21 protein-coding genes are annotated in these 23,166 nt (G+C 68.5%); 13 read left to right on the top strand and 8 right to left on the bottom strand.

All coding sequences use genetic code 11. From position 1 onward, the window contains the following. The first annotated feature begins 10 nt into the window (after positions 1-10). The 3 genes from cysS to ACIG5A_RS15660 all read left to right on the top strand — a co-directional run bounded on the left by cysS (position 11) and on the right by ACIG5A_RS15660 (position 2,998). The gene (cysS, locus tag ACIG5A_RS15650) at positions 11-1,492 is read left to right on the top strand and encodes a cysteine--tRNA ligase (protein ID WP_397240898.1); all 1,482 of its coding nucleotides are present in this window, start codon (positions 11-13) and stop codon (positions 1,490-1,492) included. Further along, positions 1,492-2,490, top strand: coding sequence for a 23S rRNA (guanosine(2251)-2'-O)-methyltransferase RlmB (rlmB, locus tag ACIG5A_RS15655; protein WP_397240899.1), 999 nt, complete (start codon positions 1,492-1,494; stop codon positions 2,488-2,490). The genes cysS and rlmB overlap by 1 nt, the downstream gene beginning before the upstream one ends. 229 nt (positions 2,491-2,719) lie before the next feature. Further along, positions 2,720-2,998 carry a DUF4190 domain-containing protein gene (locus ACIG5A_RS15660; RefSeq protein ID WP_397240900.1) on the top strand — a complete coding sequence of 93 codons (279 nt, stop codon included), beginning with the start codon at positions 2,720-2,722 and terminating at the stop codon, positions 2,996-2,998. A gap of 11 nt (positions 2,999-3,009) precedes the next feature. Here ACIG5A_RS15660 and ACIG5A_RS15665 read toward each other — a convergent pair whose 3' ends face one another. The 7 genes from ACIG5A_RS15665 to kstR form a co-directional block, all read right to left on the bottom strand. Beyond that, positions 3,010-3,813, bottom strand: coding sequence for an enoyl-CoA hydratase/isomerase family protein (locus ACIG5A_RS15665; RefSeq protein ID WP_397240901.1), 804 nt, complete (start codon positions 3,811-3,813; stop codon positions 3,010-3,012). 269 nt (positions 3,814-4,082) lie between these two features. Further along, a complete protein-coding gene (locus ACIG5A_RS15670; protein ID WP_397240902.1) occupies positions 4,083-5,252 on the bottom strand; it encodes an acyl-CoA dehydrogenase family protein in 1,170 nt (389 codons plus the stop codon). Between the two features lie 154 nt (positions 5,253-5,406). Then, on the bottom strand, positions 5,407-6,243 hold the full coding sequence (locus tag ACIG5A_RS15675; protein WP_397241796.1) for a metal ABC transporter permease: 837 nt from the start codon (positions 6,241-6,243) through the stop codon (positions 5,407-5,409). A gap of 29 nt (positions 6,244-6,272) precedes the next feature. Continuing rightward, a complete protein-coding gene (locus ACIG5A_RS15680; RefSeq protein ID WP_397240903.1) occupies positions 6,273-7,235 on the bottom strand; it encodes a metal ABC transporter ATP-binding protein in 963 nt (320 codons plus the stop codon). A gap of 18 nt (positions 7,236-7,253) precedes the next feature. Continuing rightward, a complete protein-coding gene (locus tag ACIG5A_RS15685; RefSeq protein ID WP_397240904.1) occupies positions 7,254-8,135 on the bottom strand; it encodes a metal ABC transporter solute-binding protein, Zn/Mn family in 882 nt (293 codons plus the stop codon). Between the two features lie 139 nt (positions 8,136-8,274). Next, positions 8,275-10,848 carry a trehalose-phosphatase gene (gene otsB / locus ACIG5A_RS15690; protein WP_397240905.1) on the bottom strand — a complete coding sequence of 858 codons (2,574 nt, stop codon included), beginning with the start codon at positions 10,846-10,848 and terminating at the stop codon, positions 8,275-8,277. A gap of 367 nt (positions 10,849-11,215) precedes the next feature. Further along, positions 11,216-11,866 (bottom strand): cholesterol catabolism transcriptional regulator KstR, encoded by a 651-nt coding sequence (gene kstR / locus ACIG5A_RS15695; protein WP_397240906.1) that lies wholly within the window; start codon positions 11,864-11,866, stop codon positions 11,216-11,218. 161 nt (positions 11,867-12,027) lie between these two features. Here kstR and ACIG5A_RS15700 point away from each other — a divergent pair, with 161 nt between their 5' ends. From ACIG5A_RS15700 to ACIG5A_RS15730, 7 genes are all read left to right on the top strand, one after another. Beyond that, positions 12,028-14,202, top strand: coding sequence for an acyl-CoA dehydrogenase family protein (locus tag ACIG5A_RS15700; protein WP_397240907.1), 2,175 nt, complete (start codon positions 12,028-12,030; stop codon positions 14,200-14,202). A 24-nt stretch (positions 14,203-14,226) separates the two neighbouring features. After that, positions 14,227-15,291 (top strand): acyl-CoA dehydrogenase family protein, encoded by a 1,065-nt coding sequence (locus ACIG5A_RS15705; protein WP_397240908.1) that lies wholly within the window; start codon positions 14,227-14,229, stop codon positions 15,289-15,291. After that, positions 15,276-16,514: an acyl-CoA dehydrogenase family protein gene (locus ACIG5A_RS15710; RefSeq protein WP_397240909.1), complete on the top strand. Its 1,239-nt coding sequence runs from the start codon at positions 15,276-15,278 to the stop codon at positions 16,512-16,514. Before ACIG5A_RS15705 ends, ACIG5A_RS15710 begins: the two co-directional genes overlap by 16 nt. Beyond that, a complete protein-coding gene (locus ACIG5A_RS15715; protein WP_397240910.1) occupies positions 16,511-17,464 on the top strand; it encodes a bifunctional MaoC family dehydratase N-terminal/OB-fold nucleic acid binding domain-containing protein in 954 nt (317 codons plus the stop codon). Before ACIG5A_RS15710 ends, ACIG5A_RS15715 begins: the two co-directional genes overlap by 4 nt. Then, positions 17,461-17,913, top strand: a complete 453-nt coding sequence (locus ACIG5A_RS15720) for a MaoC family dehydratase (protein ID WP_397240911.1) — start codon at positions 17,461-17,463, stop codon at positions 17,911-17,913. The genes ACIG5A_RS15715 and ACIG5A_RS15720 overlap by 4 nt, the downstream gene beginning before the upstream one ends. Next, positions 17,906-19,084, top strand: a complete 1,179-nt coding sequence (locus ACIG5A_RS15725; RefSeq protein ID WP_397240912.1) for a lipid-transfer protein — start codon at positions 17,906-17,908, stop codon at positions 19,082-19,084. The genes ACIG5A_RS15720 and ACIG5A_RS15725 overlap by 8 nt, the downstream gene beginning before the upstream one ends. Before the next feature lie 396 nt (positions 19,085-19,480). Beyond that, positions 19,481-19,915 carry an NUDIX domain-containing protein gene (locus tag ACIG5A_RS15730; protein ID WP_397240913.1) on the top strand — a complete coding sequence of 145 codons (435 nt, stop codon included), beginning with the start codon at positions 19,481-19,483 and terminating at the stop codon, positions 19,913-19,915. Positions 19,916-19,918: 3 nt separating this feature from the next. On the opposite strand, the gene ACIG5A_RS15735 is transcribed toward ACIG5A_RS15730, so the two are convergent. Further along, the gene (locus tag ACIG5A_RS15735) at positions 19,919-20,593 is read right to left on the bottom strand and encodes a TetR/AcrR family transcriptional regulator (RefSeq protein ID WP_397240914.1); all 675 of its coding nucleotides are present in this window, start codon (positions 20,591-20,593) and stop codon (positions 19,919-19,921) included. On the opposite strand from ACIG5A_RS15735, the gene zapE reads away from it, so the two are divergent. From zapE to ACIG5A_RS15750, 3 genes are all read left to right on the top strand, one after another. Continuing rightward, complete coding sequence (gene zapE, locus ACIG5A_RS15740; protein ID WP_397241798.1) at positions 20,531-21,607, top strand: cell division protein ZapE; 1,077 nt, start codon at positions 20,531-20,533, stop codon at positions 21,605-21,607. The two genes, ACIG5A_RS15735 and zapE, sit on opposite strands and share 63 nt — an antisense overlap. Positions 21,608-21,736: 129 nt before the next feature. Further along, positions 21,737-22,672, top strand: coding sequence for a DUF4129 domain-containing protein (locus ACIG5A_RS15745; protein WP_397240915.1), 936 nt, complete (start codon positions 21,737-21,739; stop codon positions 22,670-22,672). Continuing rightward, on the top strand, positions 22,669-23,166 hold the full coding sequence (locus tag ACIG5A_RS15750; RefSeq protein WP_397240916.1) for a hypothetical protein: 498 nt from the start codon (positions 22,669-22,671) through the stop codon (positions 23,164-23,166). Before ACIG5A_RS15745 ends, ACIG5A_RS15750 begins: the two co-directional genes overlap by 4 nt.

Raw genomic sequence — 23,166 nt, forward strand, 5'->3', positions numbered from 1 at the left:
ATGGGTTTCCGTGACTCTGCGCCTGTTTGACACCGACACGCGGACCTTGCGCGACTTCGCGCCACTGGTCCCCGGCCGCGCATCGGTGTACCTCTGTGGCGCAACGGTTCAGGGTGAACCGCACATCGGCCATGTGCGCAGCGGAGTCGCTTTCGATGTGCTGCGGCGCTGGCTGCAGGCGCACGACTACGACGTCTGGTTCATCCGCAACGTCACCGATATCGAAGACAAGGTGCTGACCAAGTCCGCCGAGGCGGGCAGGCCGTGGTGGGAGTGGGCCGCCACCTACGAGCGCGCCTTCGACAAGGCATACGACCTGCTCGGCGTGCAGCCGCCGTCCGCGGAGCCGAGGGCCACCGGTCACATCACCCAGATGGTCGACCTGATGCAGCGCCTCATCGAGCGTGGCCACGCCTACGCCTCGGAGGGCAACGTCTACTTCGACGTGCAGAGCTACCCGGCCTACGGCCAGCTCTCGGGCCAGCGGCTCGACGACGTGCACCAGGGCGAGAGCCGCAGCCTCGGCGAGGGCAAGCGCGACGAGCGCGACTTCACCCTGTGGAAGGCGGCCAAGCCCGGCGAGCCGACCTGGCCGTCGCCGTGGGGGCCCGGCCGCCCCGGCTGGCACCTCGAATGCTCCGCCATGGCCGAGTTCTACCTCGGCCCGGAATTCGACATCCATTGCGGCGGTATGGATCTGGTGTTCCCGCACCACGAGAACGAGATCGCCCAATCCAAGGCCGCCGGTGACGGTTTCGCCCGCTACTGGATGCACAACGGCTGGGTGACCATGGGCGGCGAGAAGATGTCCAAGTCGCTCGGCAATGTGCTCTCGGTGCCGAATGTGCTCAAACGTGTTCGCGCCGTTGAACTTCGGTTCTACCTCGGCAGCGCGCACTACCGCTCGATGCTGGAGTACTCGGATAAGGCGCTCAACGACGCCGCCCAGTCCTACCAGCGCATCGAGGCATTCGTGCACCGGGTGATCGAGCGGGCGGGCGAGGTGCCGGTCGGTAAGTGGACCGACGCCTTCGCCGAGGCGCTCGACGACGATCTCGCGGTGCCGCGCGCGCTGGCCGAGATCCACCGCGTGATGACCGAGGGCAACAAGGCGCTCGACGCGGGCGATCTCGATACCGCGCGCGACCTGTGCGGCCAGGTGCGGGCCATGCTGAACATCTTCGGCGTCTGCCCGCTCGACCCGCACTGGCACACCGAGCAGGACTCCTCGCACACCATGGACGCACTCGATGTGCTGGTGCGCGCCGAACTCGACCGCCGCCAGCAGGCGCGCGCGGACAAGGATTGGGCCGCCGCCGACGCGGTGCGGGACCGGTTGCAGACCGCCGGAATCGAAGTGACCGATACCCAGAACGGTCCCGAGTGGTCGCTGGGCACTCCACACGGCGGGAGCGACGGGCCAGGAGGCGGCAGCGTGCGTAACCACGAAGGGCCCCGCGGACGCCGTCAACAGACACGGAAGGCGGACTGATGGCAGGGAATTCGCAGCGAAAAGGAGCTATTCGCAAGGGCGGCACCAAGAAGGGTGCCGTTGTCGGCTCGGGTGGTAAGCGCAGGCGCGGCCTCGAAGGTCGCGGTGCGACACCGCCCGCCGAGGCGCGGACCAAGCACCCTGCCGCCAAGCGTGCCAAGCTGAAGGCGAAAGCCGAACAGGCACAGGGCCGTTCGAACCCGCGCGGCGGTGCGCGTACGGCGACCCGCAAGAGCGACGACAGCCCGGAGATGGTGCTCGGCCGCAACCCGGTCGTCGAATGCCTGCGCGCCGGTGTGCCCGCGACGGCGCTGTATGTCGCCGTCGGCACCGAGAACGACGAGCGGCTCACCGAGAGCGTGAAGATGGCCGCCGATGCGGGCATCTCCATCCTCGAGGTGCCGCGCGGCGACCTGGATCGGTTGAGCGCCAACGGAATGCACCAGGGCCTCGCGCTGCAGGTGCCGCCGTACCGCTACGCCCATCCGGACGATCTGCTCGACCGGGTCCGCGGCTCGGCCGAGCCCGCGCTGCTCGTCGCGCTGGACAACATCTCCGATCCGCGCAACCTCGGCGCGGTGATCCGCTCGGTGGCGGCCTTCGGCGGGCAGGGTGTGCTCATCCCGCAGCGCCGCAGCGCGAGCGTCTCCGCGGTGGCCTGGCGCACCAGTGCGGGCGCCGCCGCTCGGCTCCCGGTTGCCCGCGCCACGAATCTGACTCGCACGCTGAAGGATTGGGCGAGCCAGGGCATCCAGGTCGTCGGCCTCGACGCGGGCGGCGACACCACCCTCGACGATTTCGACGGCAGCGAACCCACCGTCATCGTGGTCGGCTCCGAGGGCAAGGGCCTATCCCGTCTGGTCCGCGAAACCTGCGACTCGATCCTCAGCATTCCGATGGCCGGTCCGGTGGAGTCGCTGAACGCTTCGGTGGCCGCGGGCGTCGTGCTCTCGGAGATCGCTCGCCAACGTCGCTCGCCCGCCTCCCCGCGTATCTAGGCCAGACCGAGTGCCGCCAGGCCGCCGTTCGCGGCCGGCGGTCGGCTGCGTGCCGAGCTTTGGGCGTCCCCGGTGAGTTACCCATGTGCTCACGAAATCAGTCGTCGCGAAACGCAATTCGGTGTTCAGCGCTCCGCGATGGCGGAGCTGAGGCCGGTGGCGACGTCGAACCCGAATCGGCCGCGGCTGTTAGGCGGCAAATCGACTACATCCCCGTAGAATTCGGCTCGTGGTCATACCCAACCAGCCGCCGGGGCCGCCGGTCGAGCATCCCAATGCGACGGCCGTGCTGTTTCTCGGGGCGGCCAGCCTGCTGTGCTGTGGTGTGCTCGGGCCGGTGGCGTGGGCACTCGGCAAGCGGGCGCTGGATCAGATCGAGGAGTCCGGCGGCGCGTACGGCGGCCGGACCCAGGTGATCGTCGGATACACCCTCGGTGTCATCGGCACGATCTTGATGATCGTGCTCGCGGTGCTGTTCCTGCTGATCCTGATCGGCGGCCGGGCCTGAGCCAAGCCGGGTCAGTCCAGGCTGGGCCGCTCGGGCTTGCTGTCCCAGGCGGGCCATTCCTCGCTGATGCTGCCCGTCCAGTTCGGCTGCCTGCGATCGCGGAACGCCGCCATCGCCTCGTCGCCGTCGACGCTCTTGCTGACGTGCTCGTTCAGGTCGGTTTCCAACTGCCCGACCATGGCCGGGCTCATCTCGATGCCCTCCCACAGCAGCCGCTTGGACAGCGCGACCGGCAGCGGCGCCGAGCCGTTGACGATGTCGTGTGCGATGGCGAGCGCGGTCGGCAGCACCTCACCGGCGGCGAGGCAGCCGTTGGCCAGCCCCATCGCCTTGGCCTCCTCGCCGTCGAAGGTGCGCCCGGTCAGCATGATGTCGGCGGCATTGGCCATGCCGACCAGCCTCGGCAGCGTCCAGTGCGCGTAGCCGTCGGCGAGTACGCCGCGGCGCACCTGGTTGAGGCCGTACACCGCGTCGCGCGCCATATAGCGCAGGTCGCACTGCAGTGCCAGCGCGAGCCCGATGCCGACCGCGTGGCCGTTCACCGCCGCGATCACCGGTTTACGCACCCGCCACGGCGGCGGATCGATCGTCGCGCTGACATCGCCGACCCGGTTGGACAGATCGGCGCCCGCGCAGAACGCGGGCGCCGTCCCGGTGATCACGACGGCGCGAATGGTGTCCTCGGCATCGCACCGCTGTAGCGCGGAACTCAACTCCGCCGCCATCGCGGGCGTGAAGGCGTTCTGCTGTGCGGGCCGATTGAGCGTGAGCACGGCGATGCCCGCGGAGACATCGACGAGCAATTCCGAACTCATGCCACGGATCGTAGTCGCGTATGTGTTCAATTGCGCCGCCTCCTGTGTCTAATTGGCAGCGCCTGCGGCGCTGCGTGTTGGCGGCCCCCTGTGTCTCGCATCCGAGCGGCCGAGACTCGCGCCTGCGGCGCATGCGCTTCGGCCGCTCGGATGCGAGACGGGCCGCCAACGGTCGCTCGTAAGACTCGCTCCGGACGGGGTGCGCGGTGCTTTGGCGGTTGCGCCTGAGTGTGCTCATCGGGGCCAAGTCGAGCGCGGCGTGGGTCGAATTACCGCAAGATTTTGCGGCCTATCGCGTACTTGTGGACTTCGGTGGGGCCGTCGTAGAGGCGGAAGGCGCGCATATCGCGGAAGATCATTTCGACGACCGTCTCATCGCTGATGCCGATGCCGCCGAGCACCTGGACGCAGCGGTCGGTGACCTTGAACAGCTCCTCGGAGACGAAGGCCTTGGCGATCGAGCTCTCGTGCCGCGCCTTCTCGCCCTGGTCCATCAGCCAGCAGGCGTGCCAGATGGTGAGCCTGCACTGGTGCAGCGCGATCTCGTTGTCCGCCAACATGAACGAGACGCCTTCGTGCTCGCCGATCGGCTTGCCGAACGCGGTGCGGGTCTTGGCGTAGTCGGCGGCGATGCTCTGCACGCGCTCGGCGGCGCCGAGCCACCGCATGCAGTGGGTGAGCCGGGCGGGCGCCAGCCGCAACTGGGCGTAGCGCAGCGCCTGACCGGTCTCGCCGAGCAGTGCCGATTTCGGCAGCGTCAGATTCTCGAAGCGCACGACGCCGTGACCGCCGACATAGTTGCGGTCCATGGTGTTCATGGTGCGCTCGACGATGATGCCAGGCCGGTCGCCGTCGGTCAGGAACAGCGTCGGGCCCTCCGGCAGGTGCGGATTCGGCGCGACTCGCGCCATGATGATCCAGGTCTTGGCGCCGTTCGCGCCGGTGATCAGCCATTTGCGGCCGTTGATGGTGAAGTTCTCGCCGTCGAAAACGGCCTCGGTGGCCAGCTGATTCGGGTCAGAGCCCGCGCCGTCGGGTTCGGTCATCGCGAAGACCGTGCGCTGATGGCCGTGGATGGCGGGCAGCAGATGGCGCTCGATCTGCTCGGCGTTGGCGATCTTGCCGAGCAGGTACATATTGCCCTCGTCCGGCGCCGCGCAGTTCATCGCGACCGGGCCGAGCGTCGACCAGCCCGCCGCCTCGTAGATCACCGCCTGCTCGACGTGGGTCAGCCCGCGCCCGCCGAATGCCTCCGGCGCCTGCACGGTGAGCAGCTTCTCCGCCCGCGCGAGCTCGACCAGTTCCTGCCGCAGCTCATCGGTCGGCCCGTGCGACGTGAGCCGCGGATCCCGCTCGAAGGGCACGATCTTGTCGATCACGAACTGCCGGACGCGATCGCGTTCGGCGGCGAGTGCGGCAGGAATCGAGAAGTCGATCATCGTTGGTCACCATTCGTTCGTCGTTCGCGTCCCCCGAGCATACGAAACGTGACCCACCCAACTGAAGGCACCCGCCCACAATGGTCTTACCGTCGTGCGAGTGGCGGCCTGGAGGAGCGCGCGGCGCCGAAATCGCTACACGGCGGAGGGCGGGTCAGCGGGTGCGGGCGAGTTGGCGGCGGCGGGCGCCGACGACGCGGGCGACCAGGTAGATGGTGAACGAGATGGCGGTGACGAAGGTGGAGACCGGGACGCCGGGAGCGAGGGACAGCAGGATGCCGCCGACCGCGGCTGTTTCGGCGAATACCACCGCCAGAACCGTCGCGCGGACCGGGTTCGCGGTGAGCTGGGCGGCCGCTGCGGCCGGCGTGATCAGCAGGGCGAGCACCAGGAGGGCGCCGACGATTTGGACGCCGAAGGCGGCGGTGACGCCGAGCATGACCGCGAACACGATCGACAGCGCGCGCACCGGAACACCGCGGGCGACCGCGACTTCCGGGTCGGAGCTGGCGAAAAGCAGTGGGCGGTAGACGATCGCGAGGACCGCGAGCACGGCGACCGTGCAGGTGATCAGCAGCGCGAGTCCGCTGTTGCCGACGCTGACCACCTGGCCGGTGAGCAGCGAGAACTTCGAACCCGCCCGATCCGGGCCGAGCCAGAGGAACAGCACGGAAAGCCCGAGTCCGAACGAGAGCACCACCGCGATCACCGAATCGCGTTCCCGCGCACGGGTTCCGAGCACGCCGAACAGCACGGCGGCGACCACCGAACCCGCGATCGCGCCGAGCCCGACCCCCACGCCCGCCAGCAGCGCCGCCGCCGCGCCGGTCAGCGACAGCTCGCTGGTCCCGTGCACCGCGAACGACATCTGCCGACTGATGATCAGCGGCCCGATCACCCCGGCGAGCAACCCGAGCAGCGCCGCGGCGAGCACCGCCTGCTGCACGAAGTCGTAGGACAGCAGGTTGGCCGTCGTGGAGAAGTCGAGCATCTTCGAGAAGACATCGGAAAGCTTGTCGATCACGCCCGCACCCCGTTCGCGTCGCGCCGCACGCCGGATTCGGCAGGTGTGCTGAGGGTTTCGGGCGCTGTTTCGGTCATCGTGCGCGGACCGTATCCGTTGGGTCCGTGGTTGCCGTGGCAGTGGGCGCCCGCTTCGCCGAGGGCGTCCATGGTGTCGCCGGTGCCGACGACGACCAGGCGGCCGCGCACGCGCAGGACATCGACCTCGGTGCGGTACAGCTCGGACAGGACCTCGGAGGTCATCACCTCGTCGGGGGTGCCGATCCGGAATTTGCCGTCGACCAGGTACAGCACCCGATCCACCAGCGGCAGAATCGGATTGATCTCGTGGGTCACGAAGAGCACCGCGGTGTCGCTGGTGCGGCGGCGCTTGTCGATCAGTTCGGCGACCAGGCGCTGGTTGGCCAGATCGAGGCTGAGCAGCGGTTCGTCGCAGAGCAGTACCTTGGGATCGCCGACCAATGCCTGCGCGACCCGCAGCCGCTGCTGTTCGCCGCCGGACATGGATTCCAGTGGCGCATGGGCGAATTTCTCCGCGCCGACATCGGCGATGGCGGCGGCCACCTTGCGCTTGCGTTCGGCACGCGCGCGCAGCCCGAGTCCCCAGCGGTGCCCGTCGACGCCGAGCCCGACCAGGTCGACACCGCGCAGTTGCACGCCCGCATCGATCGTCTTCTGCTGCGGCACATAGCCGATATCCGGATTACCGGTCCGCGCGGGTGATCCGGCGATGGTCGCGGTGCCGCCGCTGAGCCCGAGCTGACCGAGCAGCACCTTCAGCAGCGAGGTCTTTCCTGACCCGTTCGGCCCGAGTACCGCGACGAACTCGCCGGGCGCGATATCGAGATCCAGTCCCTGCCATAGTGTTCGGTCGCCGAACGCCAGTCGTGCACCGTCCAGCCGAACGGCCGAACTCCGATCGGAGCCCGGCCGTGGCACGGTGGATTCAGTTCTCGGCATGTCCCTCATCATGGAAACTCAGCTCAGCGCGGCGGCGAGCGCCTGGGCATTCTTGGTCTGCCACTGCACGTAATCCGTGTCGGCGGGCAGTGTTTCGGTGACCTCGACGATCGGTACACCGGCCGACTGCGCCACGCCGCGCAGGTCGCGAGTGATCTTGTCCTGGGTCTGCACGTTGTAGACGAGCGCGCGAACCTTCTTGCCGGTCAGCAGATCCCGGGTGGCCGCCACCGCGGCGGGTGCCGGGTCGGTCTCCTGCTCGATTGCCTCCTGGAATTCGCGCGGTGTCAAATCCTGGGCGTCGGCGGCGCGCAGCAGGTAGTAGGCCAGCGGTTCGGTTTGCAGCACCGGGGTTTTCGGGTGGTCGGCGGCGAACTTCGCGGTGATCGCGGTGATGCCGGATAGCTGGGATTTGAAGGCGGCGGCGCGGTCGGTGTAGTTCTTCGCGTGCGCGGTATCGATCTCGCCGAGCGCCGTGGCGATCCGGTCGGCGACCACGCCGACGGTGTTCACGTCGTAGAAGACGTGTTCGTTCTTTCCGTTCTGGTCGGCCCGGGAGTCGTAGGCGTCGACGGTGCGCTTCTTGCGGCCCGCCACCGCCTTCTCGATGAATTCGTCGTAGCCGCCGCCGTTGTAGACGATCAGGTCGGCATCGCTGATCTTGGCGGACTCCACGGCCGAGGTCTCGTGCGAATGCGGGTCGGCGCCGGGATCGCTGATGATCGATTCCACCTTCGCGTCGGGCCCGGCGATGGTCGCGGCGATATTGCCCCACACGTTGGTCGACGCGATGACCGTCGGCCGATCCGAATCCTTCGCGCTGCCACAGGCGGTGAGCGTCAGCGCGGTCGCCACCCCCGCGACGATGGCGGCGGTTCTGATGGCGAATCGGGTTCTCACGCGCGTACTCCTGGCAGTGCTCTACATCATAATGGAAATCGTTTCCGTTTCACTTTAGCAGTAGCCAACTCCATCGAAAAGCCGGGACAGACGACAATGCCCACGAACGCATGCGTTCGTGGGCATCCGGTCGGTCAGGTCAGACGAGCAGCGCCTCGACGGGCTTGCCGAGCAGCTGGGCACACCGCAGCAAACCCAGATGGCTGTAGGCCTGGGGATGGTTGCCGAGCGAGCGTTCGGCGACCGGGTCGTACTCCTCGCTCAGCAGCCCGGTCGGCCCCGCGACATCGACCAGCTGTGCGAACAGCGCCTCGGCGTCCGAGCGCTTGCCGATCAGCAGGTAGGCCTCGACGAGCCAGGCGGCGCACAGGTGGAAGCCGCCCTCGCCGCCGGGCAGCCCGTCGTCGTGGTGGTACCGGTACACCGTGGAACCGCTGCGCAACTCGGCCTCGGTGGCGACGACGGTCGCCGCGAAGCGCGGATCGGACGGATCGATCAGCCCGCTCAACCCGATGTGCAGGGTCGCGGCGTCCAGATCAATGCCGTCGTACGCGGCGGTGTAGGACTGGACCTCGTCGTTCCAGCCCTTCGTCTTCACCTCGTCGGCGATGGTCTCGCGCAGCAGCTCCCACTCCGGATCGGCCGCCCGCTCGAACCGGCGCGCCAGCTTCAGCGCGCGGTCGACGGTCAGCCAGCCCATCACCTTCGAGTACACGTGGTGGCGCGGGTTGCCGCGGATCTCCCAGATGCCGTGGTCGGGTTCCTGCCAGCGCCGCTGCACCGCGGAAACCATGGCGTGCACCAGTTCCCAGTCCGCGTCGGGCAGCGCCTTGGCGGGATCGGTGATGCCCTTCTTCTCGCGACCGTGCGCCAGGCTCGCGATGAGATCGACGATCGGGCCGAAGACGTCCAGCTGCACCTGCATATTCGCGGCGTTGCCGACGCGCACCGGGCGCGAGCCCGCGTAGCCGGGCAGCTGATCGATCGATGCCTCGGGCGGCAGCGTCTCGCCGTAGATGGTGTACAGCGGGTGCAGCCGCTCCGGCCCCTGCAGCGTCTCCAGCACCCGGTGCACCCAGTCGAGGAATTCCTCGGCCTCGGTGAGCGAGCCGAGCGAGACCAGAGCCTGTGCGGTGAGCGAGGCGTCGCGCAGCCAGCAGTAGCGGTAGTCCCAATTGCGCACGCCGCCGAGGTCTTCCGGCAGCGAGGTGGTCGCGGCGGCCAGGATCGAGCCGGACGGCCGGTGCACGAGCCCGCGCAGGGTGAGCGCGGAGCGCTTCATCAGATCGGGCTTGAGCGGCGGCAGATCGAGCGTGCCCGCCCACTGCGACCAGTAGAGCTCGGCCTCGCGGCGGCGATCCGCCTCGCTGGTCATCGCGGGCGCCAGATCGGCGGTCCCGCAGCGCATTTCCAGCACGACCGGGCCCTTGGACGGATCGACGACCGCGCGCGCGGAGTGGTGCACGCCGTCGTCGATGATCTCCCATTCGACGCCGGGGGAGCGCAGCACCATCGGATCGTTGGTGCCGAGTACCCGCAGTCCGGTCGGCCCGCACTTGATGGTCACCGGCACCTGCCCGAATTCCGGACGCGGTGCGAAGGTGACGACGGCCTTCGCGTCACCGGTGATGACGCGGGTCAGGTCGGTGCGGTCCGGCGCCACGTCGTGCGGCAGGTAGTCGACGACTTGCAGGCTGGCCCAACGGGTTTCGACGGTCATGGTGCAGTCGACGTAGCGCTGCGACAGCGGCAGGCCCGGTCGCTCCGGCGCGATGGTGAAGTGCCCGGCCTGCGGTCCGCCGAGCAGGTGGGCGAACACCGCCGCGGAATCCGGCTCGGGATGGCAGAACCACGTGACGGTCGCGTCGGGCGTCAGCAGCGCCACCGAGCGCGGGCTGGCCAGCATGGTCAGCCGCTCGATCCGCGGCGCGCTCGCGCCTGCCAGCCAGGTGCGCCGCTCTTCGAGCAGGAAGGCGAGCGCGCAGGACACGGCCTCGGTGCTGTCCACCCGGAACTTGGCCAGCGTCTCGCCCGGACCGACCTTGATACCGACATCGGGACCGGAGAGCACGCGGAACGCCTTCTCGTCGGTGACGTCGTCACCGAAGAACACCGCGGCCGATGCCCCTGCCTCGTGCCGGACGGTGTCGAGCGCGGAACCCTTGTCGGTGGGCACCACCGCGAGTTCGATGACCTCTTTGCCCTCGGTCACCTGCACGCCGACCCAGCACGCCGGGCCCTGCCGGACGGTGTTCAGCGCGCGGCGGCCGATCTCCGGACTCGCATTGCGCACGTGCAGCGCGATACTCGCCGGTTTCGTCTCCACCGTGACGCCGGGATTCTCCTCGGCGATCCGAGTGAGCGCCGTGGTCACCTCCTGCAGCAGATGTTTGGCGTCGTTGTCGATGGCATGGACGAAGCCGACATCGAATTCCGACCCGTGACTGCCGATGAGTTGTACCTCGACCGGAAGCCGGGACAGCGCGGCCAGATCCCGCAGCGCGCGGCCGGAGATCACGGCGGCCGTCGTGCCGGTCAGTCCGGTGAGTGCGCGTAGCGCGTTCACCGATTCCCGATGGGGATAAGCCTTGGCCGGATCGGACACGATGGGCGCGATCGTCCCGTCGTAATCCGATGCGACCAAGAGCCGTGGCACGCGCGCGACCGTCGACAATGCACGGCGAAGTTCCAGTGGCAGATCCTGTGCGCTCACGCATCCAACCTAGTGATCGGAGGAGTTTTTTCAGGGGCGGGCAAAACAATACTGTGTTGAATTTGCCGCACATCCCCGCGCCGGTATGCGTGCGCACGATTGCACGGGGCCCGCAGCGGCGCGGAACTCGATCTTCCCTGTTCGCGCCGTCGCGCACAACGCCAGCGTGTGCTGGCTCGCATTCTGCCTCCGGCGTGGCCCAGGTCTCCGGGCGTGCCGGATTTGCCGGAAATCCGCTGTCCGCGTGGCCCTTCGGTAGCTCTGCCTGATCCGCGGCGCTCCCGGAGCCCTGCGTGTGCGCGCCTACTTTGCGCAGCGCGGCGTCGTCGGCCCCTGAGTTGTGCCTCCGGGCTCGTCGCTCGCGCCGCTAGCTGCGCTCGCCCAGCAGCAGGTCGACGGTGAGTTCGAGGCGCTCGGTGACATCGGTCGCCGAGGCACGCCGGGTCAGCCACGCAACAAGATTCGACAGCCACACATCGCTTATTACCCGCGCGATGGCGAGTTGACGCTCGGTGGGCTCGCCATCGTTCATGGCGCGGGCGAACACCCGGTCCATCACCTTGCCGACCCGGTCCACCTCCGCGGCGGCCGAGGCGTCGGCGAACATGAACGCTCTCGTCATGGCCTCGGTGAGCAGCGGATCGCGCTGCATCATCCGGGTGATCTGGGTGAGCAGCAGATGCATGCGCTCCTGTGGTGACTGGCCGGCCAGCGGCTTGCGCTTGCCCTCGATCTGCTCGAATTCGCGTGACAGCGCCGAAACCAGCAGGTGCACCTTCGACGGGAAGTACCGGTAGAGCGTGCCGACGGCGACATCGGCGCGCTCGGCGACCGCGCGCATCTGCACCGCGTCGTAGCCGCCCTTGGAGGCCAGCGCCATCGTCGCGTCCAGGATTCGCTTCCGGCGATCCCGCTGCGCGGCCGAACTCAGATCGTCCTCGCTGAGCGTCGTAACCGTCGCCGTCGCTCGCGCCGCGGCATTCGAATCGGCGGGCTGCGATCGGGAGGGACTGGCCATCGGTGAAAGTCCTTTCCTGAAACGTCGTTTCGTCGGCTGCGCGGCGGCGTACCCGAGTCCGCCGAGCGGAGGGTCTCTTGACTTCCGCCCAGCGTTGATATTAGAACGATATTAGAACATGTTCTAGGTGCAGGAGTCACGCCGGAAAGGCGGTATGGAGTGTGACCATCGCCACCACTGACGAGCATAAAGCCGTCCAGGAGTCGATGCGCGGGTGGGCAGGATCGGTCCACCCAATTGCAACAATGCGCGAGGATGCCCCCGAGTTCTGGCGCGCCTATTGGCCGGGGCTCGCCGATATCGGAATCTTCCGCGTCGCCGTCGCCGAGGACGCCGGTGGCGCGGGTGGGACGGTCGCCGACCTCGCCGTGCTGATCGAACAGGCGGCACACGATCTCGTCGGCGGGCCGGTGCTCGCCACCGCCGTGGCCGATCTGGTCACCGCGGGCAGCCTCGAGGAGGGTGTCGCGTGCGGTATCGCGCTTCCCGGTCTCGACAGCGCTGTCGAATCCGCAGTGAGCGTACCCTCCGTCGCGCCGGGATCGGCAGCCGATGCGGTGTTGCTCACGGGTGACTGGGAATCGGTGCTCGGCGCCGCACCCGGCACCGCGGTGCTGTTGCCCGCGCGGACGCCGAATGGGTTGCGCTGGTGCCTGATTCCGGCGGACACCCCTGGCCTGCGGATCGAAACGCTCGCGCCGCTCGACCCGAGTACCCCGCTGGCCAGGGTGCAGTGCGCCGAAGTCGCGGTGCCCGCCGAGCGCGTATTCGCTCCGGCGTACGACGTTCTCGATCTGATCGCCGCGCTCGCCGCCGCCGAACTTGCCGGTGTTGCGGGCTGGTGCCTGGAGACCGCCGTCGAATACGCCAAGGTGCGTGAGCAATTCGGCAGGAAGATCGGATCTTTCCAAGCGGTCAAACACATTTGCGCGTGGATGCTGTGCCGCACCGAGCTGATCCGCGCCGTCGCGGCCGACGCCGCGGCCGCGGTGGACGAGGGCGGCGCCGAACTGCCGATCGCGGCCGCGATCGCCGCGGCGACATCGCTGGATGCCGCGGTCGAGACCGCGAAGGACTGTATCCAGGTGCTCGGCGGCATCGGCTTCACCTGGGAGCACGACGCGCACTTCTACCTGCGCAGGGCCACCGCGCTGCGCCAGCTGCTCGGCGGTTCCGCGCGCTGGCGGGCCAGGGTGACCGAGCTGACCAGGGCCGGCCTGCGCCGGAGCACCGGCGCGGATCGGGTTTTCGCCGCCGAAGGTGTTGCCCCCGTTGCCGAGTCCAGCGCCGGCGAGCTGGCCGCCGAGGTGGCCGCGATCGCCGCACTGCCCGTCGATCGGCAGCGCGACGCGCTCGCCGAGGCCGGGCTGATCATGCCGCACTGGCCACCGCCCTATGGCCGCGGCGCGAATCCCATGACGGGACTGGTGATTTCGGAGGAGCTGCGCCGCGCCGGACTGGCCGCCCCCGAGCTGGCCATCGGCGGCTGGGCGGTGCCGACCCTGCTGCAGTACGGAACACCCGAGCAGATCGAACGTTTCGCCTGGCCGACGGTGCGCGGCGAGGTGGTCTGGTGCCAGCTGTTCAGTGAGCCGGGAGCGGGCTCGGACCTGGCCGCGCTGCGCGCCGGCGCGAAGAAGGTCGACGGCGGCTGGCGGCTCAGCGGGCAGAAGGTGTGGACCTCGCTCGGCGACAAGGCCGACTGGGGTATCTGCCTGGCCCGCACCGACGCCGACGCGCCGAAACACCGTGGCATCAGCTACTTCCTGGTCGATATGCGCAGTCCGGGCCTGGAGGTGCGTCCGCTGGTGCAGATCACCGGCGAGGCGCGGTTCAGCGAGGTGTTCCTCGATGACGTCTTCGTGCCGGACGACTGCCTGGTCGGCGCGTTGAACGGCGGCTGGAAGATCGCGCGGTCCACCCTGTCCACCGAGCGGGTGGCCATGGGCGGCAACGGTATCGGCCCTGAGCTCGAGGAGCTCATCGCCAAGCTGCCCGCCACCGGCCCTGGTTCGGAGCTGAACAACGATCGGCTCGGCGCCTTCGTCGCCGAGGCCATCGGCGGCTTGCTGCTCGAGCAGCGGGCGGCGGTGAAGATGCTGGCGGGCGGTGATCCCGGCGCGCAGAGCAGTGTGCGCAAGCTGGTCGGTGTCCGGCACCGGCAGGCGGTGGCCGAATTCGCCGTCGAGGCGGCGGGCGCCGCCGGCGCGCGCGAGTCCGACGTCGTCAAGGAATTCCTGCTCACCCGCTGTCTGTCGATCGCGGGCGGCACCGAACAGATCCTGCTCACCGTGGCCGGTGAGCGGATTCTCGGACTGCCACGTGACGACAGCTAGCCGACCAAGTACTGGGAGATAAGCGTGGACTTCACCAGAGACGAAGGCCAGGACGCCGTCGCCGAAGTCGTTGTCAGCCTGCTGGAACGGGAACCGGCGCGCGATATCGAGCTGTGGCCGAGCCTGATCGAGACCGGACTGCTATCGGTGGCCCTCCCCGAGCGCTTCGGCGGCGACGGGATGGGCCTGCCCGAAATATCGGTGCTGCTCACCGAATTGGCCACCGACGCGGTGGCGGCGCCCGCGCTGCCGACCCTCGGCTTCGGGGTGCTTCCCCTGCTGGATACGCTGCCGGACAGCGTTGCCGCCCGGGTGTTCCCCGAGGTCGCGGCGGGTGCGGTGCTCACCGCTGCGCTGAGCGAACCAGCGGCGCCGTTCGCGGTCAAGCCGGAGACGCATGCGGTATCCGACGGCAACTCCGTGCGCGTCACCGGCCACAAGGTCGCGGTGCCGTACGCGGAACAGGCGCGCTGGCTGCTCATCCCGACCGATTCCGGTGTGGCCCTGATCGATTCGGAGGCGCCGGGGCTGACCAAGACGCCGTCGCCGGTATCGGGCGGCATGCCCGAGTGCAGCGTGCGGCTCGATCGGGTCGAAATCCCGGCCGAGCAGTTCATGCCGGGCGCGCTCGGGCAGCTGCACCGGCTCGCGCTCGCCTCGATCGGCTCCGTCGCGGACGGGCTGCTGAAGGGCGCGATCACGCTCACCGCCGAACATGTGCGCACCAGAAGGCAATTCAACAGGGCGCTGGCCGAATTCCAGGCGGTGGCCCAGCAGATCGCCGACCTCTACGTGGTCTCGCGCACGCTGCACGCCGCCACGCTGTCGGCGAATTGGGCGCTAGCGCAGGCGGATACGGATCCGAAGCACCAGGAACGGGTCGATGACGACCTGGAGATCCTGGCCTACACCGTCGCCACCGACCTGCCCGTCGCCATGCAGAAATGTCATCACCTGCACGGCGGTCTCGGCGTCGATGTGACCCATCCGATGCACCGCTACTACTCACAGGCCAAGGACCTCGCCCGCTGGCTCGGCGGCGGGGCGTTCCGACTCGACAGGCTGGGGGCGAGATGTTCATCGATCTGACCACCGAGCAGCGCGCACTGCGCGACGAATTGCGTTCGTACTTCGCCGATCTCGTCACTCCCGAGGAGGAGGCGCAGATGGCGGTCAACCGGCACGGCGACGCCTACCGCGCGGTGGTGCGCCGGATGGGCAGCGACGGCAAGCTCGGCGTCGGCTGGCCGAAGGAGTTCGGCGGCCAGGGTTTCGGGCCGATGGAGCAGCAGATCTTCTTCAACGAGGCGGTGCGCGCCGACGTGCCGCTGCCGCTGGTCACCCTGCTGACGGTGGGGCCGACGCTGCAACAGTTCGGCACCGAGGAGCAGAAGCGGCGCTTCCTGCCCGGAATCCTTTCCGGTGATATCCATTTCGCGATCGGCTACTCCGAACCGGAGGCGGGCACCGATCTGGCCTCGCTGCGCACCAGCGCGGTGCGCGACGCCGCGGGCGACTGGGTCGTCAACGGGCAGAAGATCTTCACCACCGGCGCGCACGAGGCCGATTTCATCTGGCTGGCCTGCCGCACCGGTTCGGTCGAATCGCGGCACCGCGGCATCACCATCCTGATCGTGGACACCACCGATCCCGGCTACTCGTGGACGCCGATCATCACCTGCGACGGCGCGCACCACACCAACGCCACCTACTTCGACAATGTGCGGGTGCCCGCGGACATGGTGGTCGGCGAGGAGAACGGCGGCTGGCGGCTGATCACCACCCAGCTCAATCACGAGCGGGTCAGCCTCGGCCCGTCCGGCAAGATCGAGCAGCTCTACGACCGGGCCAGGGCATGGGCGCAGCGCAACGGTGTGCTCGGCGAGGCCGATGTGCGCCGTTCGCTCGGCCGCATCCACGCCATGGTCCGGCTCAACGAATTGCTGAACTGGCAGGTCGCGGCTGCATCTGATTTGCGGCGTTCCCGGGGCCCTGCGTGGTCAAGCTCCGCTACCGCCTCTGGGCCCAGCGCTCACGCCGCGGCGTCCGACGGTGATCAGTCCACCGTGATCGCGGATGCCTCGGCCACCAAGGTCTTCTCCACCGAATCGCTGCAGGAGGCGGGCAGGCTGGCCGAGGAGATCATCGGGCGCTACGGCGATCCGGCTGATCCGGCCACCGCCGACCTGCTGGTCTGGCTGGACCGGCGCACCAAGCAGAACCTGGTGGTGACCTTCGGCGGCGGCGTCAACGAGGTGATGCGCGAGCTCATCGCCACCGCCGGGCTGCGGCTGCCGCGAGTACCCCGATGACCAAGGAGCAACGCGTGCCGGAAACCATTGATCCGGAAGCCATCATCGCCGCCGCCGAGCAGATCAAGGCGGCAGGCGACTGCGCGCCCCGCTTCGGGCGGGATCCGGTGAACCAGCCGATGATCAACAACTGGGTCGAGGCGCTCGGCGACACCAACCCGATCTACGTCGACGAGGCCGCCGCCAAAGCCGCGGGCCACAACGGCATCGTCGCGCCGCCCGCCATGGCGCAGGTGTGGACCATGTTCGGGCTCGCCGGTGCCCGGCCGGACGACGATCCGATGGGCGCGACCACCGAACTGCTCGACGCCGCGGGTTTCACCTCGGTGGTCGCCACCGACTGCCAGCAGACCTACCATCGCTATCTCGAAGTGGGCGAAGAGGTTTCGGTGGTCAGCAGGCTGTCCGAGATCAAGGGTCCCAAGCGCACGGCGCTGGGCGACGGCTGGTTCGTCACCTTCCAGACCAGCTGGAAGGTCGGCGACGAGGTGGTCGCCGAGATGCTGTTCCGGCTGCTGAAGTTCGCGCCGGGGACCGCGGCGAAGGCCACCGCGGGGGAGCGGGTCAAACCCCTTGTCTCCTGGGATACCGAATTCTTCTGGGAGGGAACGAAGCTCGGCGAGCTGCGGATCCAGCGGCTGCCCGACGGCACGCTGCGGCATCCGCCGATCCCGGCCATCTGGCAGGACAAGGCGAAGCAGACCGACTACGTCGTCTCCGGCGGGCGTGGCTCGGTGTTCAGCTACGTCGTGCACCACGCGCCGAAAGTGCCGGGGCGGCAGCTGCCGTTCGTGGTGGCGCTGGTGGAACTCGACGAAGGCGTGCGCATGCTCGGCGAGCTGCGCGGTATCGACCCGGCCGAGGTGCGCGTCGGCCTGCCCGTCGAGGTCGCGTTCGAGAAGCTCGACGACGACGCCACACTGCCGTACTGGAAGGTTGTTTCCCAATGAGCACAGCATCGCGTAGCGATTCCGTGAGGGGTGGTGGTCGGGCGACGGGTGGGCGGGTGCAGGTGGGCACGGTACTCCCGGAGCTGGTCATCCACGCCGATCCGACCTTCGTGGTCAGTACGGCCCTGGCCACCAGGGACTTCCAGGATGTGCACCACGACAGGGACAAGGCGGTCGCGCGCGGTTCCAAGGACATCTTCGTCAATATCCTCACCGACACCGGGCTGGTGCAGCGCTTCGTCACCGACTGGGCCGGGCCGAGCGCCATCGTGAAGTCGATCTCGCTGCGTTTGGGCGTACCGCTGTATGCGGGCGACACCCTCACGATGACCGGAACAGTCTCCGCCGTCGAGGGCGACGACATCCACATCGATGTGGTCGGCAACGACAGCCTCGGTGCCCACATCACGGCGAAAGCCGTTATCGCCTACCGGAGTTCACATGAGTGAGCAAACTCTGTCCGGCCGCGCCGCTATCGTCGGCATCGGCGCCACCGACTTCTCCAAGGATTCCGGGCGCAGCGAGCTGCGCCTCGCCGCGGAGGCGGTCACCGCGGCGCTGGCCGATGCGGGGCTGACACCCGCCGACGTGGACGGGCTGACCACCTTCACCATGGACACCAACACCCAGGCCGCGGTCGCCCGCGCGGTGGGTATACCGCAGCTGAAGTTCTTCAGCCACATCGGTTATGGCGGCGGCGCGGCCTGCGCCACCATCCAGCAGGCGGCCATGGCGGTGGCCACCGGAGTCGCCGATGTGGTGGTCGCCTACCGCGCCTTCAACGAGCGGTCCGTCTCGCGCTTCGGCCAGTTCTCCACGGCGCTGGCCACCGCGCCCACCTCCTCCGGCATCGACGCGGGCTGGGCCTATCCACAGGGCCTCGGCACGCCCGCCGCTCAGGTGGCCATGGTCGCCAGGCGCTACATGCACGTATACGGCGCGACCAGCGCCGATTTCGGCCGCGTCGCCGTCGCCGATCGCAAACACGCCGCGGTGAATCCGGCCGCCTTCTTCTACGGCAAGCCGATCACGCTGGAGGATCACCAGAATTCGCGCTGGATCGCCGAACCGCTGCACCTGCTCGACTGCTGCCAGGAGTCCGACGGCGGTGTCGCCATCGTGGTCACCAGCGCCGAACGCGCCCGTGACCTGCCGCAGCGCCCCGCCGTAATCGCTGCCGCCGCACAGGGTTCCGGCGCCGACCAGTACGTGATGACCAGCTACTACCGCGACGCGATGACCGGCCTGCCGGAAATGGGCCTGGTCGGCGCACAGCTCTGGGCGCAAAGCGGTCTGCGCCCAGAGGACATGCAGGCCGCCATCCTCTACGACCACTTCACCCCGTTCGTCCTCATGCAGCTGGAGGAACTCGGCTTCTGCGCCCGCGGCGAGGCAAAGGATTTCATCGCCGACGGTGCCATCGAGATAGGCGGCCGCCTACCGCTCAACACCCACGGCGGCCAGCTGGGCGAGGCCTACATCCACGGCATGAACGGCATCGCCGAGGCCGTCCGCCAAATCCGCGGCACCTCGGTCAACCCGGTACCCGACACCCAGAACATCATCGTCACCGCGGGCACCGGCGTCCCCACCTCCGGCCTCATCCTCAGCGCCAACTAGCCGAACCCGCCGAGCGCAGTCGAATGGCCCTGTGACACGCCGCAATCGAGGGCCAATTGACTGCGCTCGGCACACCAGGCGTCGTCGCCCGCATTGGCAGTCCGGCCCGCGTGGTGGCTACATGCCCGTGCGCCAGAGGGGGCGAGTAACCGACATCCGGCTGTAGTCGCATGCCCAGGCAGCAACGTCGAGCGCAGTCGAATGGCCCTGTGACACGCCGTATCCGGGGGCCATTCGACTGCGCTCGATAGAGAGAGGGAGAGGTAGGCGGGCTGCCCAGCGTGCCGTCCAGCTGGGACTCGTCTCGGTTGGTTATCGGTGCAGGTGGCCGATGTCCCGCCGGTGGATTCGGGCGTAGGTTGGAGCGGCAGGCAGAGGGTGAAGGAGGAGCCTTACATGAGCGACCGGCACCTCGTCGATGTGCACGTCGTGCTCGTCCGCGACGGTGAACTGCTGTTGAGTAAGCGGCGCAGCGAGGACGAGTTCGACGGGCGCTGGCACTTACCCGCGGGCAAGCTGGAATCCGGTGAGTCCGCCACCGCGGCTGCGGCCAGGGAGGCGCACGAGGAACTCGGGATCGTCATCGATCCGGACGATCTGCGCCATCTGCACACCGCCCACGTGGTGGGCTCCGGCCACGAATCGCGCCTCGGGTTGTTCTTCGAGGCGGTCCGCTGGGCGGGCGAACCGGTCAATCGTGAGCCCGACAAGTGCTGGGAGCTGCGCTGGTTCCCGTTGCACGCGCTGCCCGAGTCGATCATCGCCTACTCCTTCGCCGGTATCCGCGCCTATCCGCACGGGCCGCACTTCAGCGAGCGCGGCTGGCGCTGAAGCTCAACGCAGGTGCGGCGCCAAGAGATTGGCGAGCTGGTTGACGCTTGCGGGCGTACCGGGCGCGAGATGTACACGGGCGCCCGCGAACCGATCGAACACCGCGCCCTCGACTACCGCGACGAAATCCGCTGCGGCTGTTGCCGGATCGGCCGCGCCCAGAGCCTCGAACAGTTCGCGTGCGCGTTCGGTGGAGAACAGGCTGCGAGCCAGGCGATCGTGCAATTCCGCGTCCCCGAGCAGGTCGATGATCAGCGCGTGCCGCGCGATCAAATGGTTGCGCCGCTCGGTGAGCAGCCGGTCCAGCCAGACGGCGATGCCGTGCGCGATATCGCCGGTGCCTGCGGCTGTGCCGGACAATGGCGCGCCCACATGTTCCGCGTCGTTGGCGCTAGCCGGTGAGTTCGGTGGTGGTGTGGCCGGGAGTTTCGTGCTGCGGGTGCCTGCCTTCGCGCCCGGTGGTTGCGCGGCCAGGAACTCCGCCCGCGACCGTTTGGTGATCCGGTCGACGATGCCCTCGACCAGCCCGCGTTTGGTGCGGAAGTAGTACGAGGCCGATCCGGCGGGCAGTGCCAGCGCCGTATCGAGCGCACGATGGGTCAGCGCCCGAAGGCCATGGGCGGCAATCAGATCGATGGCGGCATCGACGATGAGCGTGCGCCGATCGGTTGTGGACATCGTCACCTTCCATGGTTTGCCGACACCGGATCCTCTACAACTGTAGAGGACGAGGAGGTAGTCATGGAACCCGGTGGGTTGGTACTCGACAGCGATCAGCAGCGGGCCGTCGCGCGACTGCGCGAACTGCTCGACAAGCACGGCGCACCGATCAAGCGGCATCGGGGTATCTATCTGCACGGCAGGCCGGGCCGCGGCAAGACCATGGTGATGAACCGGTTCTTCGCCGATATCGCCTCGGAGCGCAAGCGGCGCTATCACTTCCACGAGTTCTTCGCCCAATTGCACACCGCGGCCCACGAATACGGCTCGATCGGCAAGGCGATCGATACCTTGCTCGGCAATGCCAGGCTGGTCTGCTTCGACGAATTCCACGTGCACGATATCGGCGACGCCATGCTGATCGCCCGCATGCTCGACGATCTGTTCGCCCGTCGCATCGTGCTGGTGGTCACCTCGAACTATCCACCCGAGGAACTGCTGCCCAATCCGCTGTTCCACGACAAGTTCCTGCCTGCCATCGCGAAGATCGTCGCGCACATGGACCTGGTCACCCTCGACGGCCCCCTCGACTACCGCACGCGGGGACACGCCGAGCGCGAATTCGCCACCGGGCGCTACCTACTCGGTGACGCAGCGGTGACAGGCGTGGTCGATCTCCCGATCGGCGCGCGAAAGCTGCGCGCGAGAACCATCGAAAACGAGGCACTCGCTATTGATTTCGCGAATATCTGCGGCGCCCCGACCTCGGCGGCGGATTATGTCCAGCTGGCCAAGCGATTCCGGCACTGGACACTCTGCGATATCCCGCCGCTGCGCACCGTCCCGCCGGATTGGGCGATGCGCTTGGTGAATTTGGTCGATGTGCTGTACGACGCCGATATCGAGCTGACTGTCTACGCCCAGGTTCCGCTGTCCGACCTGATCGACGGCGTGCTCGGCGTCCCGGATATCGCACGGGCGGCCAGCCGTCTTGGTGAGCTTGCACAACCGGCCCCGGCAACCACCCGGTAATCCGCGCGAGCCGCCCCAAATCGGCGCGAATCCGACCTACTGCCAAGTATTCGATTCGCTCCCGAGCGGACCACCCGGCATGTAACCATGTGGCTGTTAGGGGCAATTCGAATACTTGGTGGTAACGCGGTGGCTGAGGCGCGAGCGCCGATATCTCGTGTGGTCTTGCTGATCACGCTGCTCGCGGTTGCCACCGTCGCGCTGCTCGGATACATCCCCGGCGCCCCCGAATCCACCGCCCGCCGCACCATTCCTTCGGCGCTGTCGGTGGCGATGATGCCGGTCCTGCTGCTGGTTTCGGTGGTGATCCTGCTCGCCGGGGTGCTCGCCAGCCAGCACCGGCTGCCGCTCGCCATGCCCGAGGCCGAAGAGAAGCGGCCATGGTGGCGGCTCGGCCGCGCCGGCCTGCTCGCGCTCGCCGCCTTTGCGGCGCTCACGCTGCTGTTCGCCGCGCTGTCGGCGGTCCTGTTCATCGGCTTCGGCCGTCAGGGTGAGCCGCCGCCGCCACCGCCGCCCGCCAGCGGCAGGCCGGCGGCGCCGACCGCGGGCGGTCCACCGGATGCCGCGCAGCCACCCGACGCGCTGACCGGTACCGCGCTGCTGCTGGCGATCGTGGTGGCGGTTCTGCTCATCGCGGTGGCCGTCATCGGGCTCGTCGTCGTCGCGATCTCGTCGCGGCGTCATCCGCAACCCGCGCCGTTGCCGCTGACCCCCGCCACCACCACCGTGGTGGATTCGCTCGCCAGGGCGGCGGAGATGGGCCTGGCCGCGCTGGACGCGCCCGGTCAGGATCCGCGCACCGCGATCATCGCCTGCTACGTCGCGATGGAGCACGGGCTCGCCTTCGACCGCGCCGCCGCGCCGCTCGTCTCGGACACCCCGATGGAGGTGCTCGCCCGCGCCTTCGAACGCGGTGCGCTACACGACGCCTCGGCGCGTGAGCTGGTCGCGCTGTTCGAGGAGGCCAGGTTCAGCCCGCATTCGATGCTCGAATGGCAGCGGATGCGCGCCGAACAACTGCTGCGCATCGTGCTCGCGGATCTGCAAGGTGAGGTCGTCTCGTGAACAGGACCGCGACCGCGATCGGCATGGCGGTACTCGTCGTGGTGATCGAGCTGGTCACCTTCGAACGGGCGCGCGGCGTGCTGCTGCTCGTCGCCGGAATTCCGGTGGTGCTCGCCCTCGCTGCGGCGATCTATTCGCTGTGGGAACGGTCGAGCGCGCCGGACGAGCCCGAGGCCGACGAGATCGAGAACGGGCCCGCGGAGATGCTGCGCCGCTGGCACGCCAGGGCACAGATGCTGGCTGACCGGGCCGATGGGACCCGCGCCGAGTGGGATCGGCACCTGCGGCCGCTGCTGGCCAAGGAGTTCGAGCTGTCCAGCGGGCAGCGGGTGGCGAAGAACCGCAGGGCGACCGAGGCCGCGGGCATCATGCAGTTCGGGCCCGAACTGTGGCGCTGGGTCGACCCGGCGAATTCGGCGCTGCGCGACCAGACGTCGCCTGCGCCAGGACGGGCGGCGCTGGACGAGATCCTCAGCCGCCTGCAGGCAATGTGA

Source organism: Nocardia sp. NPDC052566 (genome assembly GCF_044547285.1).
Lineage (GTDB): Bacteria > Actinomycetota > Actinomycetes > Mycobacteriales > Mycobacteriaceae > Nocardia.